General features: G+C 59.3%; 16 protein-coding genes. 3 read left to right on the top strand and 13 right to left on the bottom strand.

The genetic code is table 11. The features are described 5' to 3' along the window. Positions 1 to 18: 18 nt before the first annotated feature. From OVA00_RS31965 to trbB, 12 genes are all read right to left on the bottom strand, one after another. Positions 19 to 1,107 (bottom strand): nucleotidyltransferase family protein, encoded by a 1,089-nt coding sequence (locus OVA00_RS31965; protein ID WP_029742463.1) that lies wholly within the window; start codon positions 1,105 to 1,107, stop codon positions 19 to 21. A gap of 475 nt (positions 1,108 to 1,582) precedes the next feature. Beyond that, positions 1,583 to 2,878: an IncP-type conjugal transfer protein TrbI gene (gene trbI, locus OVA00_RS31960; RefSeq protein WP_268090403.1), complete on the bottom strand. Its 1,296-nt coding sequence runs from the start codon at positions 2,876 to 2,878 to the stop codon at positions 1,583 to 1,585. A 12-nt stretch (positions 2,879 to 2,890) separates the two neighbouring features. After that, positions 2,891 to 3,328, bottom strand: a complete 438-nt coding sequence (gene trbH, locus OVA00_RS31955; protein WP_268090402.1) for a conjugal transfer protein TrbH — start codon at positions 3,326 to 3,328, stop codon at positions 2,891 to 2,893. Between the two features lie 3 nt (positions 3,329 to 3,331). Then, positions 3,332 to 4,144, bottom strand: a complete 813-nt coding sequence (gene trbG, locus OVA00_RS31950) for a P-type conjugative transfer protein TrbG (RefSeq protein ID WP_268090401.1) — start codon at positions 4,142 to 4,144, stop codon at positions 3,332 to 3,334. 16 nt (positions 4,145 to 4,160) lie between these two features. Next, positions 4,161 to 4,823, bottom strand: a complete 663-nt coding sequence (locus tag OVA00_RS31945) for a conjugal transfer protein TrbF (protein WP_060644937.1) — start codon at positions 4,821 to 4,823, stop codon at positions 4,161 to 4,163. Between the two features lie 20 nt (positions 4,824 to 4,843). Beyond that, positions 4,844 to 6,028, bottom strand: coding sequence for a P-type conjugative transfer protein TrbL (gene trbL, locus OVA00_RS31940; RefSeq protein WP_268091125.1), 1,185 nt, complete (start codon positions 6,026 to 6,028; stop codon positions 4,844 to 4,846). A 4-nt stretch (positions 6,029 to 6,032) separates the two neighbouring features. Continuing rightward, entirely contained in the window at positions 6,033 to 6,209 is a 177-nt protein-coding gene (trbK, locus tag OVA00_RS31935; RefSeq protein ID WP_060644939.1) for an entry exclusion protein TrbK, read from the bottom strand. Then, positions 6,203 to 7,006 carry a P-type conjugative transfer protein TrbJ gene (trbJ, locus tag OVA00_RS31930; RefSeq protein ID WP_060644940.1) on the bottom strand — a complete coding sequence of 268 codons (804 nt, stop codon included), beginning with the start codon at positions 7,004 to 7,006 and terminating at the stop codon, positions 6,203 to 6,205. Before trbJ ends, trbK begins: the two co-directional genes overlap by 7 nt. After that, complete coding sequence (locus tag OVA00_RS31925) at positions 6,978 to 9,428, bottom strand: conjugal transfer protein TrbE (RefSeq protein ID WP_268090400.1); 2,451 nt, start codon at positions 9,426 to 9,428, stop codon at positions 6,978 to 6,980. The genes trbJ and OVA00_RS31925 overlap by 29 nt, the downstream gene beginning before the upstream one ends. Before the next feature lie 10 nt (positions 9,429 to 9,438). Continuing rightward, positions 9,439 to 9,753, bottom strand: a complete 315-nt coding sequence (locus OVA00_RS31920; RefSeq protein WP_060644942.1) for a conjugal transfer protein TrbD — start codon at positions 9,751 to 9,753, stop codon at positions 9,439 to 9,441. Then, entirely contained in the window at positions 9,725 to 10,105 is a 381-nt protein-coding gene (locus tag OVA00_RS31915) for a TrbC/VirB2 family protein (protein ID WP_113189234.1), read from the bottom strand. The genes OVA00_RS31920 and OVA00_RS31915 overlap by 29 nt, the downstream gene beginning before the upstream one ends. After that, entirely contained in the window at positions 10,095 to 11,063 is a 969-nt protein-coding gene (gene trbB, locus OVA00_RS31910; RefSeq protein WP_060644944.1) for a P-type conjugative transfer ATPase TrbB, read from the bottom strand. The genes OVA00_RS31915 and trbB overlap by 11 nt, the downstream gene beginning before the upstream one ends. Positions 11,064 to 11,462: 399 nt before the next feature. Between trbB and OVA00_RS31905 the strand changes: the two genes are divergently transcribed. The 3 genes from OVA00_RS31905 (at position 11,463) to OVA00_RS31895 (ending at position 14,397) form a co-directional block, all read left to right on the top strand. Beyond that, positions 11,463 to 12,389 carry a nucleotidyltransferase and HEPN domain-containing protein gene (locus tag OVA00_RS31905; protein WP_244495328.1) on the top strand — a complete coding sequence of 309 codons (927 nt, stop codon included), beginning with the start codon at positions 11,463 to 11,465 and terminating at the stop codon, positions 12,387 to 12,389. A 432-nt stretch (positions 12,390 to 12,821) separates the two neighbouring features. Continuing rightward, the gene (locus tag OVA00_RS31900; RefSeq protein WP_268090399.1) at positions 12,822 to 13,157 is read left to right on the top strand and encodes a helix-turn-helix domain-containing protein; all 336 of its coding nucleotides are present in this window, start codon (positions 12,822 to 12,824) and stop codon (positions 13,155 to 13,157) included. Beyond that, positions 13,150 to 14,397: a type II toxin-antitoxin system HipA family toxin gene (locus tag OVA00_RS31895; protein WP_268090398.1), complete on the top strand. Its 1,248-nt coding sequence runs from the start codon at positions 13,150 to 13,152 to the stop codon at positions 14,395 to 14,397. Before OVA00_RS31900 ends, OVA00_RS31895 begins: the two co-directional genes overlap by 8 nt. A gap of 338 nt (positions 14,398 to 14,735) precedes the next feature. Here the strand turns inward: OVA00_RS31895 and OVA00_RS31890 are convergent, their stop codons facing one another. Beyond that, a complete protein-coding gene (locus tag OVA00_RS31890; protein ID WP_268090397.1) occupies positions 14,736 to 15,434 on the bottom strand; it encodes a helix-turn-helix transcriptional regulator in 699 nt (232 codons plus the stop codon). Positions 15,435 to 15,557 lie beyond the last annotated feature (123 nt).

Below are 15,557 nucleotides of genomic sequence, written 5' to 3'. Positions count from 1 at the left end.
ATCCCGTTCCCTGTGTCGTCAGAATGGCATTGTGATATCTTCGCCGATCTGGATGGCGCCGTACGTGAGACAGTCCCTAAGGCGGTCCAATCCCTCTTTCCTCATCATGCCAGCTCCGGCGCGAATGGCTTCCTGCCATTGCGGACCGCGTTCCCACGCCTCGTTGTATACGAGGGCTAGGTCCGATGCCCTCCTCGTCTGCTGCAGGGCCTCGAACAGAAGTTCGGCCTGTCGGATATCCTTGTCCCGCTTCGCAGCCCCCTGCACGTCGTTGTGTCGGCGGCTGGCGACGATGAGCTTATGAACGGCATACCGCTCGGGGGCTGGGACAGTCACAGGGACACCGGACTTGTGAAGCAGCATTGTCCGCACCGGATCGCGGATCAGGAAATCGAGAAAACGCAGCGGATCGGCACGAGCTCCACCCAGAGCTGGCATCTTAGCGGGCTGGTCGAGGTAATCGTCTGAGCCGCGGTTCGATGTCAGAAACTCGACTCTGTAGCCGTTGGCGGTTCGGAAAGCGGACGAGGACGCGGCGCCCGATCGATGGGGCACCGGGATGAAGGTGGGATCCACTGACTGCAGCAGTTCGAGCATCGGCGGCAGGGTGTCTTCAACCTCACGAGAGATGGCGTAGTCCTGTGCGATGTCCGCATCGCCTGTGAGGAGCGCGGCCATCGGCAGGCGAACACCGAGGATTCCGGCGTAAGTCTGAAAAGCTACCGTGCCGATGAGAACGCCCCGCAGCCGAAATAGGCCTGCAGCCGACAGCGCCTCGACGATATCGCCCGTCATTGAATCCGGAGCGATCATGCCTCCTTCGCGGGTCAGCGACGCCACCATGCGCCTGCGGGCGCGAAGGTCGTCTTTCTCTCGCTTGTGGGTTTCGACGCGCTTTGCGATGTCCGGATCGTCCGCAGGACCAACGTAGCGGCGTGTCCTGCCCCCAGTTCCATCAGGGATATCGAAGTACCAGTAGCGGCGATCTTTCACTGTGACCGGCGTGAACCTGCCCTCAGGGGGGAAGTCGGCCGTCCATGCGGCGTCGAGCGAGCGTTGGCCGAGTTCGGCCAGCATGGTCTGGTACATGAGGTCGATTTGCTTCATTGGCGGGCTTTTTTCCTCGGATTTCTGTCTCTCGATTGCGTAGCAGGATAGGCAAGCCGCTTGTCGCCGAGCGGATAGACCGCCACTGGCTCTCTCTTCGGGAGGATCTCGGCTTATTTTTCACCGGACTCCGCTGCCCGTGTCGCATTCCTCGACGTTATACCGTTTATCAAAAAAGGTATAACTGGATCGGAATCGAGGGTCAAGGATAGGACTGATGTTTGTCGAAAAAATCAACGTTATACCTTTCCACAAAAAAGGCATAACCCTTCGTCCAAACACCCAAGACCGTTGTGGCGTTTGAGTCCAAAGCATAAAATTAGTGCGATCCAGATACTTGATATTAGTGTTTGTCGAAGGCGCCAAATAAAAGCGGAACAATGCACGGAAATAGCAAGCCGCTGACCGTGCGCCGTCGCTCAACCTGCGGAAATCGATCAACAACCGACGAGGTTCGTCTAATGGCCGTGCTCAGCTAGCCCTTGTAATGAGATGGGAAGATAATGTCCTGGTCAACGAGAACGTTGAACCTGTAGCCCGGCCTGATCCGGATTGTCGGCTGCACGTTGAGATTCTTGGAGATCGTCTGCTCGGCGACGCGTCCGAAGGTTTCTGCGAAATTCCTGCGCGCTGCGTCCGAGGCGCTATCCTGTGTCGCAAGGGTCGAGCTTTCCGGCATTGAAGCATCGATCCCGGTGCCGATGAGCGCAATAAGCGCCGCCGATCCGAATGTTCGCCAGAGGTGCCGGTCGACCCGGTCTCTAAAGCCGCCATAGCCCTCGGCATCTGTGCCGGCCATGCCGCCGATCTGTAGTGTTGAGCCATTCGGAAGAATGAGATCGGTCCACACAACGAGCACGCGCTGCTGGCCGAACGACACCTTTGAATCGTAGCGCCCGAACAGTCTTGCACCTTGCGGGATCAACAGGCGGTGCCCGGTTGCGCTGTCATAGACGTTTTGGCTGACCTGCGCTGTGATCCTTCCAGGTAGGTCGGAGTTCAAGCCCGTAAGCAAGATAGCAGGAATGACTGAGCCGCGTTTCAGCTCATAGGGAGAAAGCGCCGGCACGACCTGGTTGGGCAGGTACCCGAGATCCTTGATGTCCTGATTGAAAAAGTCTTCCTTCGATGTTTGTCCATTTGGATCGGCATTCTGGCCCATCGCACTGGACTTCATCGCAGCTGCATAGAGGTCAGAAGCGCTATTGGGGGCGCGACTTGAGCTCTGGCTGCCGCTGACACGATCAGCCGCAGACGTCCGAGCGTTGGAGACGTCAACAGTCAGAGGTGAATCCATTGCGGTAGCACGCGCCTGCAGGCGGGCCATTCGTTGGCGCTGGGCTTCCCGGATATATTGTTCGTCCTGCTCGCGCTTCAGTCGAGCTTTCCAGTCTTCCTCGGACTCCAGCCGTTGCCGCTTGCTATCGCGGACCTCTGCTTGCCGCTCGATGTCCGGCTCCCTCGCCTGCTCTTTCTCGACAACGGCTGGCGTCGGCTGGACGCTTTCTTTGCCTTCAGGCTCCCCGATAATCCCGTCCGGCACACCGCGCTTCAACTGGTCTCCGAAATTCGTAGCGCTGCCGTTTGCCGCGCTTTCAAGCTCATTGGCTCGATTGAACGATAGTCCGCGCCATGAAAGTCCAATCACGACAACGCCGAGGAACAGCGCAACGATCATGACTGTGACGATGACTGGCAGCCGGTTGAGGCGGCGCATCCCATGCTGATCGTCGCCATTAGGGGATGCACCGAGCTGTAGCGATTGAACCAAAGTCGCCTCCTGTCATCCGCGCTGCATGATCGAAAGCGGGCTCGTCGGCGTCGCGCCTGTCGCAGTGGGCGTGTAGGCGCGGCCAAGCGAGATCGAGGACGTGGTCAGCCGCGCGAAAACCTGGCCGTCGATGCTATCGATTGAATAGGCGAGTTCTATCGGGTTCTGATCCTTGGCAGCTTTTCCATCGGCAACGATCGTGTGCCCCCACCCCTTCAAGGCGGCCTCGAGCGCGGCCGCATATTCGGACGGCTCTCCCTGCAAATTGATGGTGGCCGCGCCGGCGGACCTGATTTGCTCGGCAAACCTGCTCGCCATGTCGCCTGCTATCGCGCTTGCAGCCGGCCCGGTGATGGCGATCGGCGCACCTATCACCGAGTGCTGTGGATCGGCGGTCTGGCAGCTTGCAAGAAGGGGTGCCGCAACGAGAGCGGCGAAAAATCTTGGCACGGTTCAACCTCCTCGCCTGATCGTGATTTTCTGCTGACGCCAGCCAACACCAGAGACAAGGATTGCCCGATCGATGGTGTAGTCGACGATCATCATGTCGTTCTTCATGCGGTAATTGACCACGCGGTTCTGGCCGCCGCTGACGACAAAGAGAACCGGTGCATCCTGCCCGGCGATGGAACGTGGAAAGTGGATGTAGGTCTTGCGGCCATCGGAATAGACGCGCTTCGGCTTCCAAGGCGCGCGTCCGCTTACCGTATATGAAAAAGTCAGCACCTCGGGCGCCGCCGACCCGAAGCTTCCGGCCTCCAGTCGTGAGTTGATATCGGCGAGCTTGTGCGCGACATCCTCCGGATACTCAAACCCCACCCTGGCCATATATTGGTTCGGATGAGACTTCAGCTGGATGTGATAGGTTCGCCGCGACGTCGTGACGACCATTGAGGTCACGATGCCAGGTTCGGATGGCTTGACGATGAGATGGATTGCCTGCCCGCCGGCAGCACCTGATGTCGCCGGCTCGACCTTCCATCGGACCGTATCGCCAACGAGCACGTCGCGAACGATCTCGCCGCCTTGCAGTTCGATATCGCAGACTTGGAGCGGCGAGCAAACCACCGAGGGCTGGATTTGCCCAAAGAGGAAGATGACCTTGCCGTCGGGCCCCTTTGTAACGAGCCCCGACGCGCCACGCCATTTGGCGGATAAACTCGTGCCCTTTGCCTCGCTCGTCGTCATATCTTGCGCGAACGTGCCGCCGACAAACGCGAGCCCGGCCATGCAGCCTGCCGCCGCCATCAATACTGATTTGTGCATTTGAATGTCCCTGCCCTTAAAGCTGCGCGGTCCAGTCGAAGTCCTGGACGTAGAGGCCAATGGGATTGATGCGGATGATCGCCTCGTCCTGCGGCGTCGTCAGCGTGACAGTTGCGATCCCGCGGAACCGGCGCGTGCCGGATTCCTTGCCCTTGCGGTCGCGCTCGTATTCCGTCCAGTCGATTTGGTAGGTCTGGTTCGAAAGCGCGACAACGTTGTTGACCTCGATGGCCACGGTCGACGACTTGGCCTTCTCAAACGGCGAGTTGCCGCGAAACCATGAGTTGATCTTTTGGGTAGATGGATCCGATGTGCGAAGGAGGGCGTAAGTGCGGTCTATGTACTGCTTCTGGACCACTGCATCCGGGGAGATGCTCCGGAAGCTCGCCACAAAATTTGCAAGCGTCGCACGCACCACGCGCGCATCTGCATACTCTATCTGCTCCGGGAAACCCGCGGCGATCGGTGTGCCTAGTTTGTCGACCTCGACGATGTAGGGCACCAGCCGGACCTGGGTGCTCAAATACATTGCGTAGCTGAATCCGATAACAGCCATGGCAAGCCCGAGAATGCCAACGATGCGCCACGCGGCGGCCGCCTTGACATAGGAGCCGTATCGCTCGGACCATTCCTGACGCGCAGCAAGGTACGGGTTTTCGGGGGCGCGGTTTGCTGCCATTGGTATATTCCTTCGATAAGCTATTCATCGTTTCGCTCAGGCATCGCCTTGCTCCGGCCGGCGCGCCCGCGTGCCTTGTCGAGTTTCGCGTTGGCAAGGCCGAGCAGTGACCCGGCATAGGCACCAGGCGATCCGATCGCCTTCTCTTTGGCGGCAGACCCCATTGCCTTGCCGCCGGAGCCGAGAGCCGCTCCCATTCCGCGAAGCGCTGAGGCGGCGGTCGTTGAGCCGGCTGCGCGAGCGGACTGGGCCGCTGCGGCGCCGGCGCCGACCGCACCGGCTGCCAGTGACGCCGCACCGGCGGCGAAGGAGGCAGCTTGACCCCCATGACGAATGGTTTCCATTCCACCCGTCACAGAGGCGCCCTGCACGACGCCCTGCAGAATTGCGGGCACGTACATGGCGATGATGAAGACGACGACGGCTATGCCGGCAATCGCCAGGGCGGTTTGAAACTGGTCGCCCACTTCGGGCTCATTCGCGAGCCCGATTAGAACCTCGGATCCTATGCGTGAGATCATTACCAGTCCCATCAGCTTCATGCCGACGGAGAAGGCGTAGACAAGATATCTGACTGCGAAGTCTTTTGTGAATGACGATCCGCCGAGACCCAGCATGATCATGCCGGCGAGAAGACCCAGGTACATCTCGACCATCACCGATACGAAGATCGCCGCCACGAGCGAGAACGCTATCACCGTCACGACCATTGCCACCGCCGCTGAGATAGCCAGTGCATTGTCCTCGAAAAGGCCAAACTGCACCTTCTCCGACATCTTGGTGGCAACGACTAAACCGGCGTTGAAGACATCTGCAGGTGAGGCGGTACCGTTCCCGGCTCCAATCTCGAACAAGCTATCGACAACAGACTTCGCAAACCCCGGGCCTTGCTCGAGCACGAATGCAAAGAGGCCGACGAACAGAATCCGGCGAACGAGCTCGGCGAACCAACTGTCGAGTGAGGCCGCTTGTAAGGCAAGCCAGACCGCCGCGACGCCAATCTCGATTGTCGCAAGAATCCAGAAGAGCGACCTGGCCGCGTCCATCACCGTGGTTTCCCAACCCTTGGCTGCCGTTGTGATTTGGTTTTGCAGAGACGTGAGGACCGAGCCTTCCTGCGCAAGGGCCGGGTGTGTGGTGGCCAACGCTGCAGTGGCTGCGATGAGCGCGACCGTCCGAAATCTAGGATGGAGCGTTAATGACATGGGATCACCACTCAATTTTCATCTTCTCACCGCCCGAGGTCGGATATTCCCTTGAGCTGCCGATGAACTTTGCACGTCTTTCTTGAGCCGCTTGTTTCTCCGACATGAGAATCCAGACGCCTGTGCTGATGATGGCGAGGGTGAGGGCCAATGAGACCAGGATGATCTTCGTTCTCACCATTCCACCTTCATCTTTTCACCACCTGTCGTGGACGGAGCGGTCACTCCGAAGAATTCTTCGCGCCGCGCCTGTGCCAGATCCTTGTCGGTCTGTTCCGACTGAAGCCACGTGCCCATCATCGTCATCTGCTGCGAGACGAGACCGCGCAGTTTCTGCATCTGGCTTACCTGTTGTGCAGCGATCTGATGACCGACTTGCAGCGCCTTCATCTGTCCGTCCGCGGACTGTGACATCGACCGGATCTCGTCCATGGTGCCCTCCTCCGTATCGAACTGGTCGGCGGTGAGGCTTGCTGCCCTCAGAGTGCCGGCGATTGTGTCGCGGTTTGTCTCTGACCAGGCCCGGTAGGTCGACGAGAAACTCTCACCGCTAGGCAGGTTCTTCTTCAAGTCTGCGTAGCTCTTGAAGCGCTGCTGAAGAACGTCGTCCGCGTTACCCATCGAGAAGGCGATGCTTTGCCCATTCTCCACGATGCCGCGCAACTGGCTCAGGTCGCGCTCGACCTCGCCCCAGATATGATCAGGTAATCGCGCCGTGTTCTGGAGCATGTTGTCGTAAATCTTCAGCTGGTTCTGGATTTGCTCCGCCAGCTGGCTGATCTGGGTCAGTTGGTTGTCGACCTGCAGGCCACTGCTCTTGAGGAGATCGACGAGCTGAGCGTTGTTGGCAAGCTGCGTCCATTCGGTGGCAACGCCCGTTGCCGAGCCGGAGCGTGCCGGCAGCGGGGACAAGGATGCCATGGCAATGGCGGCTAATACCGGAACCACCCTATTCGATATTGAGCAGTGACGCAGCATCCTGAACTCCTCTCGTTTTCAGCCATTGGGTCGGCCAGTCCCGGCCATGTTCCGATCTGAGCGCGCGAATGCGTTTGAGGTCCTCCTTGCCGGACGCGCCAACGAAGCTGAGCGCAAAAGGACCCAGCGCCATATCGAAAAGCCGGCGGCCCTCGGGCGTAACCACGTAGTATTCGCGCTTTGGAGTGGCCATCGAAACAATCTCGATCTGCCGCTCGTTGAAGCCAATCCGCTCGTAGAACGCTCGAGTGCCGGGTTCCCGCGCAGCACCGTTTGGAAGGCAGATCTTGGTTAGGCAGGATTCTTTCAACACGTCGATGATGCCAGAGCGCTCAGCATCCGAGATCGACTGGGTCGCGAGCACAACGGCGCAGTTTGCCTTCCGCAAAACCTTGAGCCACTCACGGATCTTGTCGCGGAAAACCGGGTGGCCAAGCATCAGCCAAGCTTCGTCGAGCAGTATCAAGCTTGGGGATCCGTCGAGACGCTTTTCGATCCTTCGAAACAGGTAGGTGAGCACTGGAACGAGGTTGCGCTCTCCCATGTTCATGAGCTGTTCGATCTCGAAGCATTGGAGCGATCTTAAACTGAGCCCGTCATGCTCCGCGTCGAGCAGGTGGCCCATCGGACCGTCAACCGTGTAATGATGCAGAGCATCCTTGATCTCACGAAGCTGAACGCCTGAGACAAAGTCAGACAGCGAACGTCCGGGCGCACTGGCCATGAGCCTGATTTGCCTGGCGATCGCGTTGCGAAGGTCCGGGGTGATCGTGACGCCTTGAAGCGCCACAAGCATCTCGATCCACTCGGTCGCCCAAGCGCGATCTTCGTCGGTGGAGAGCTCCGAAAGCGGGCAGAACGCCAGTGCCCTCCCCTTCCCGTCGCTGCCGATCTCATAATGGTCGCCGCCTGCGGCAAGTGTCAGCGGCAGAAGTGAGTTTCCTTTGTCGAAGGCAAAGATCTGGGCATGTTCATAGCGTCGGAATTGCGCAGCGATCAGCGCCAGCAAGGTCGACTTGCCGGAGCCAGTGGGGCCGAAAATCAAAGTATGACCGACGTCATCGACATGCAGGTTCAACCGAAAGGGTGTCGAACCGCTGGCGACCTGCATGAGAGGCGGCGAGTTCTGCGGATAAAACGGGCTCGGGGCTACCGGATCACCCGACCAGACCGAGTTCAACGGGATGAGGTCAGCGAGATTGTTCGTGTTGATCAGAGGCTCACGGATGTTACAGTACCAGTTGCCCGGCAGGCTTCCGAGGTAGGCGTCCGTCGCGTTTAGTGTTTCGATCCTGGCGCCGAAACCCTCGGCCTGAACCAGCCGGCGGACCGCCTCCGCCTTTTCTTGTAAGGCTTCTTTGTTGCCATCGAACAACACGACGACAGTCGTGTAGTAACCGTAGGCGACCAGTTGCGACGATGCCTGGGCGATGGCGTCCTCAGTCTCCGCCACCATGGTGAGAGCATCCTGATCGACTGATCGGCTCTGCGTCTGGAAGAGCTGATCGAAGAACGGCCGCACCTTCTGCTGCCATTTCTTCCTCGTCCGCTCGAGTTTCTGTCGAGCTTCCTCCGCATCGAGGAACACGAAACGCGACGACCAACGATAGGCCAGCGGCATCAGGTCAAGACTGTTCAGGATTCCCGGCCAGCTCTCAGCAGGAAAGCCATCAATCGCGACGACGCCGAGGAAGCGGTTTTCAACCATCGGTGTCAGCCCGTGCTGAAGCTCGGCCGTCGCGATCCAGTCCAAATACATGGGGACGTCTGGGAGGCGGATTGGATGGTTTTCGCCGGTAATGCAAAACCGGGCGAACTGAAGGAGTTCGTCATAGTGGGCTGTTCGTGCGCCGCCTCGATCGGCGACGGCGCGGGTTCGCATTCTGTGCATGGATAGGGTGTTTGCGAAGTATTGCTCGACCTCGCGGACAGCGTTCTTGAACGCGATGAGAACCGTGTCGGCGTAGGACTTCTTGCGGCTCTCTTCGTCGGAGTAGATATATTTGCTCAGCACCGCTTTCCTGGACTCGGGCGGCCGATACGTCAGCACCAGGGCGTGCTTGCTCTCGAAATGCCCGTTGTCGCGCGCGAAATGCATGCGGCGTTCCGCATCGATTGCCCGCGTAACTGGGTCCGGAAAATGGCAACGTTCTTGCGACGGGTAGTCGACGGTTGGAATCCGGATTGCTTCGACCTGGATCATCCAACCGCTGCCCAGCCGCGACAGGACGGCGTTGATCTGGCGAGAGAGCTCGTTCCTCTCCTGATCTGTCGCGCTTTCCAGGTCTGGCCCGGCAAAGTACCAGGCGGACATGAGGCTTCCGTCTTTCAAGAGAAGGACGCCGTTATCCACCATACCGGCATAGGGTACGAGGTCAGAAAACGAAGGGCCTTTGGCCCTGAATTGCTTGAGCGCGACCATGCTCGCCTCCTCAATACTTACGCCACGGCGAGGCGGTTGGTCTGTAAGAGGGTCTATAGGAAATGTGGCGGAGGTAGACCTTCCGCATCAGCGGATCCGACTTGGCCATGATGCGTAGCGCGCCAACGACCATGATCCATACAGCGATCCCGAAGAGCGCCGAATAGATCGTTAACACCACGAAGATAAGGATGACGGCGGCAAGGCCTGTAATCAGCACCAGTTCGCGATCTGCACCAAGCAGAAGGTTTGGTCGGGAGAGGGCCCGATGTATACGGTTGCGTTGAAGACCGGTTTCAGCCACGCGCCGCCTCCCAACTTCCATCCGAACGCACCGATTCTGCCTGCGACTCCGACAGTGCGATGGTGGCTCCGGTGGCGCCGAAAAGGGCGACGATCTGTGTGGCACCGAGCAGGACCCCGGCGACCAGGACCACATACACCAGCCGTCGTGCGAAGTCGTTTAGCTCGCCACCAAAGATCAGCATGCCGCCGGCGATGGCGACTGCCGCGAGCGCGATATAGCCGGCGACTGGACCAGTGATTGACTCCTGAATCTGCTCAAGCGGCCCTTCCCATGGAAGTCCTCCGCCCGAGCCGGCGACCGCGGGGCCAGCAACAGCGATTGCAGATAGTGCAACAATGCTGAATGGAAGAAATCTGCGGTTAGGCTGCATTGCGTGCTTCCTCGGCGTAGGGCTCGATCTGGTACTGGCCGCCGGCAAATCGCTCGACGTGAAGGATTTCCGGGACGCGACGCCCCTTCGGTGTCCGCTCGATCGAGATGATCAGATCGACAGCGTCCCCGATCACCGCCTGCATCGGTTGCTGGCTGACCTCGGCCGTAAGCTGCTCGAAACGCTGAAGCGCAGAGCGCGCCGTGTTCGAGTGTATCGTCGCAACGCCACCCGGATGGCCAGTGTTCCAGGCCTTCAGCAGCGTCAGAGCTGCTCCGTCGCGGACTTCACCGACAATGATGCGGTCGGGACGAAGTCGCATCGTGCTTTTGAGGAGACGGGACATGTCAACGGCATCGCTCGTGTGGAGGCAAACGGCATTTTCCGCTGCGCATTGGATTTCGGCCGTATCTTCAAGAATGATCAGGCGATCCTCTGGTGCCTGGGCGACGATTTCGGCAACGATCGCGTTGGCAAGCGTCGTCTTGCCTGATCCCGTGCCGCCGGAGATGACGATATTTAGCTTGGCGGCCACCGCACTCCGAATGACTTCGCCCTGTGTGGTCGTCATGACTTTGCTGGCGACAAACTCGTCCAGGGGGATGAGGCGTGCGGCACGGCGCCGGATCGTGAAGGATGGTCCCGACACAACCGGCGGAAGAAGACCCTCGAAGCGGTGGCCGCCAATTGGAAGCTCGCCCGTAACGATCGGGCGTTCGTCGTCCACCTCGCAGTTCAGTACATGAGCGACGGTGCCGATTACGGTTTCGGCCGCAGATCGAGACAGCTCGCCGGCCGTTGTGATGCCGTGCCCCAGGCGTTCGATGAACAGTTTTCCGTCGGGATTCAGCATGATTTCGACTACGCTTGGATCATCGAGAGCGACGCAAAGATGATCGCCGAGAGCGTTCTGAAGTTTGCTGATGAGGCGAGGAAGTGAGCGATTGAGGGGTGTCATCACGATGCAGCTTTCTGCTGAAGAGGAAACAAGACGATCGGACGACCGGAAGCGAATGAAAAGGGAACATCGGGAAGTTCGGTGTCGAAGCTGCACGTCCCGGTAGTTGCTCTCGGTCTGGGGGTGTCACGGCACGCAATCGGACTGGTTTCGCAACGAGTCATCGGGATGACAGGCATCAAGTAAATCTCCTATTCGTTTCGTCGGGGAGATTTGCAGCGTCGCGCGGATCAATCTACTCGCAGAAGTGTTAGTCGCCCCTCGCCGGGAGGATTGGCCCTTCGGGCAAAGCCTCGGCAGCAGCAGCATCTAACGCTTGGGTTGCGGCGAGTCGGAGAGTGTTTAATATTGTTTCGATCGACTGCCTATTGAACCGCGAAGCTAGAGCCCCCTCCGACCATGATGAAATCCAACCTGGATCACCTTCCCGAAGCCAAGCGGCGCCAGCTCGCTCGGGCATTGGAGATCCTGCGCGAGGAGTTCGACGATGCGCTGGCCGAAGGCGCTGCGGAGTTCAAGAAGAAGGGGCGCATACTCAAGGTCATCCTGTTCGGCTCCTATGCCCGCGGCGATTGGGTGGACGAGGCGCACACTGGCAAAGGATATCGTTCCGACTACGACCTGTTGGTCATCGTCAACAATCGCAAGCTGACGGATTTTGTCACCTACTGGAACAGCGCCGCTGATCGCTTGCTGACCGACAAAATGCTGAAAGGCGACCAAGTGCCGTTTATCGTGCATTCGCGGCGGGAGGTGAATGAAGAGCTCAAAAAGGGAAACGACTTCTTCTGCGATATCCGTCAACAAGGGATTGTGCTCTATGAACTTGACAGTGAGCCGCTCGCTGAGCCGCGACCGCTAAGCCCGCAGCAGCAACTTGATGTCGCGCGCGAGCATTATCAGGGCCGGTTGCCGCACGCCCTTGGATTCCTCAAGGTTGCACGGTTTTGCATATCTGAGGGTGATGCCGCACTTGCAGCGTTTCAGCTCCATCAATCCATAGAACACGCCTATTCGACCGTGCTGCTTGTCCTGAAGAACTATGGTCCGCCGACGCACAATCTGCGTTCCCTGCGCGGCTTTGCGGAAGAACTTGACCGTAGTCTGGCGGATGCCTGGCCCCAGGACCGCCAGCGCTATGTTGCCTGGTTCAACACGATAAACGAAGCCTATGTGAAGGCGCGGTACTCGAAGCACTACCAGATAACCGACGAGGCGCTCGCTTTCCTTGTCGAGCGCACGCAAGTCCTCCACGCGTTGGTCAAGAAAGTCTGCGAAGACCATCTCAATGCGCTCGAAGCTCTGGCTACGAAACTCGAAGGCTAGGTGGGGAGGATATGTTGGGTGAGCCGTTTCCCGGCAAGACCGTCAGGCAAAACGTATCCGTTGCAAATTCGGTCCGGCAGAAGATCGGATAGAACCATACGCGTTGCTGTATTCGCCTCATGTCTCAAGGAGTCGAAGAAGCAAAAACGATCCGGCGCGTCTATCCAGAGCCGAGCGTGAGTATCCGATGGCCCCGTGGGGCGAAGTCGATGGCGCTTGGCACGATCATGTTTGGTGACATCACCATTGTCGGCCTTAAGTCGAGCGCAGGAGCGCTGAGAGCCTATATAGAGTGGCGGACCGGCGCGTCAGACTTCTCATCGTACCATTTCCCGAGTTGAACCCGTTGGACTTCTTGTCTGACTATCGCCTCTGGAAAAATTGTAAGCTTCGTGCTACATATTCGGCCAAATTGTAGTGCGAAGGTAGCAAATGCCGACACCTCATAATCCTCCGACCGCGGTGCGGCGCGCGCTGCGCAAACTGGGCGCAGACATACATGACGCACGACGGCGCCGGCGGCTGCCGATGGCTGTGGTGGCCGAACGTGCCTTCACGTCGCGCTCGACACTTCAGAAGATCGAGGCAGGCGACACCAACGTCAGTATCGGCATTTATGCCGGCGTCCTGCACGCGCTTGGCCTCTTGGATGGGCTGAGCCAGATCGCCGACATCAGTAACGACAGTGTCGGTCAGTCGCTGGCCAGCGCCCAACTACCTAAGCACGCTCACCCGAGGCGATTGCCGGGATCATCGCGAGATGGCTGATTTCGAAGTTCACATCGACCTTCACGGCCGCACGCGCCCGATCGGGCTGGCGCGGAGCAATCGCGTCCGTGGCGCTGAGACTATCATGTTCGAGTATGACCGCGCGTGGCTGGAGGACCCCGACCGCTTCTCGCTGGAGCCGGCTCTGGCCCTCACTCGAGGAGCTTTCGCGCCGCCCGCCGGCCTCACGACCTTCGGCTCCATCGGCGATTCGGCACCTGACACCTGGGGCCGCCGCCTCATGCAACGCTCCGAACGACGCATTGCGGAGCGGGACGGCCGTGCTGTGCGCACGCTAGCTGAAAGTGACTATCTGCTTGGCGTCGCCGACGAGACCCGGTTGGGTGCACTACGCTTTCGCTGGGCCGGCGAAGAGCCGTTCCAAGCTCCGGTCCGCGCCGGTGTCCCCGCCTTTATCGAGCTCGGTCGCCTGCTGCAGATCACCGAGCGGATCCTACGCGATGAGGAGACCGACGAAGACCTCCAACTTATCTTTGCACCTGGCTCGTCGCTTGGTGGGGCCAGGCCGAAGGCCTCCGTCATCGATCAACATGGCCACCTCTCGATTGCCAAGTTTCCCAAGGAGACCGACGAATATAGCATGGAGACATGGGAGGAGATTGCTCTGCGACTGGCTGATCAGGCCGGCATTGCGACGCCCCTCCACGAACTCATAGACGTGGCCGGTAAGAAGGTCTTGTTGTCCCGTCGCTTCGACCGCGATGGTACCGTCCGAATTCCCTTCCTGTCGGCAATGGCGATGATGGGCGCCAGGGACGGAGAGCGCGGTAGCTACCCAGAGATCGTGGACGCGTTGGCTGAACACGGAGCGCAAGGAAGAACCGATGCCCACGCCCTTTATCGCCGCGTGGCCTTCAATGTGCTGATTTCCAACGTCGACGATCACCTGCGAAATCACGGCTTTCTCTGGCTCGGTAAGGTCGGGTGGTCGTTGTCCCCTGCCTATGACCTTAATCCGGTGCCGACCGACGTCAAGGCACGGGTGCTGACGACCAATATCGATCTCGATGAGGGTACCTGCTCGCTCGATCTGCTGGAAGAAGCCGCCGGGTTCTTCGCCCTCACGCTCGCCCAAGCTCGCACTATCATCAAAGAAGTGGCGACCGCCACCGCGACTTGGCGGGAGACCGCAAAGGTGGTCGGTGCGCGGTCGGCCGAGATCAACCGCATGGCCAGCGCGTTTGAGCACGACGATCTGCAGCGGGCGCTAGCCCTGTGACGAGGACCTTCCTCCACAGCTTCGATCCGTCCTCCTGCTACATGGGGCTATCTGGGCGCGACGCATCGCCTCTCGGAGCAACCTCCTCGCCACGCTGCACGAGCGCTAGATTGCCCGCGTCGGCGGCGAGCTGAGACCATACCGCCGCCGCCAACGGAGAGACCTCGCTTGCAAGGTCATAGGGACAGTCCTGTTATCGAGCGGCGAGTTCGAGCTGTTCGAAAAGAGCCACAAGTTCGCTATGGTCTCGCATCCCATCATGGACCGCCCTTAGCTCCGAGGTTGGCGGTATCGTTCGAGGAGGATCGGCGTCGCCGACTGCGAACGTTCACCTGGCACTAAATCAATCGTTGACGGGTTGCCTGATAAACGGCGTTGGTGAGGTTGTACGCTCCAAGCTTCATTCGCGCCCGATCGAGGTGGAACTTCACGGTGCCTGGCCGCATGCCCACCAGTTCCGCTGTCATTGCCATCGATTTCCCGAGCGATGCCCAGGCGAGGCATTCGACTTCGCGCGCCGAAAGATTGACATCGGGCGCCTTGAGCGTGGTGGGCCGGCACGCAACGATGCGTGCATGGACGAAGGCGACCGCGGCGATCGCCTTGAATTCGTCGAGCGGTGACTTGATATGTGGCCAGTCTCTTGCGGCGAAAGTCAGTGCCGCGAAGTTGCCGAAGGGGCAACGGATAGGGATGGATACCCCTCCCGCGATACCGTGGCGGCGGGCGCCATCCCAGAATTGTCTGACGTTGCGATCGGCACCCGGCGTGGGTGCGTTTAGCCAGGCGAACGGGCGCATCAAGCGCTGGGCCTGGGCCATGACGGGGTCGATCTGCAAGTAGCCGCAGGCGGAATACTCGTCCTGCCACGCCTCGGGGAAGTTCGTGAACGCTGCACCGAAAGGGAAGGTCATATCGACATAGGCAAACCAGTCGAATGCGCATCGCTTCGTGAACGCGCAAAGTGCCTCGCGAATGTCTTCTTCATTCATTGCAACATTGCTTGCGTCAATCAGTTGGTCCAGTGCCGAATTCATCTGACATCATCTCCGGTTGCGACTGCCAAGCGTGCAATGCTCGCAAAAAGGGTGCAACGAAGCCTGGGTGAAGAATTCACAATGGTTTTGTGAAGGTTTGTGAGTGCGATCAGTTCTGATTGA

This window comes from Ensifer sp. SL37, assembly GCF_026672675.1.
GTDB classification, from domain to species: domain Bacteria; phylum Pseudomonadota; class Alphaproteobacteria; order Rhizobiales; family Rhizobiaceae; genus Ensifer; species Ensifer adhaerens.
This window is presented reverse-complemented; position numbering and strand designations above follow the sequence as displayed.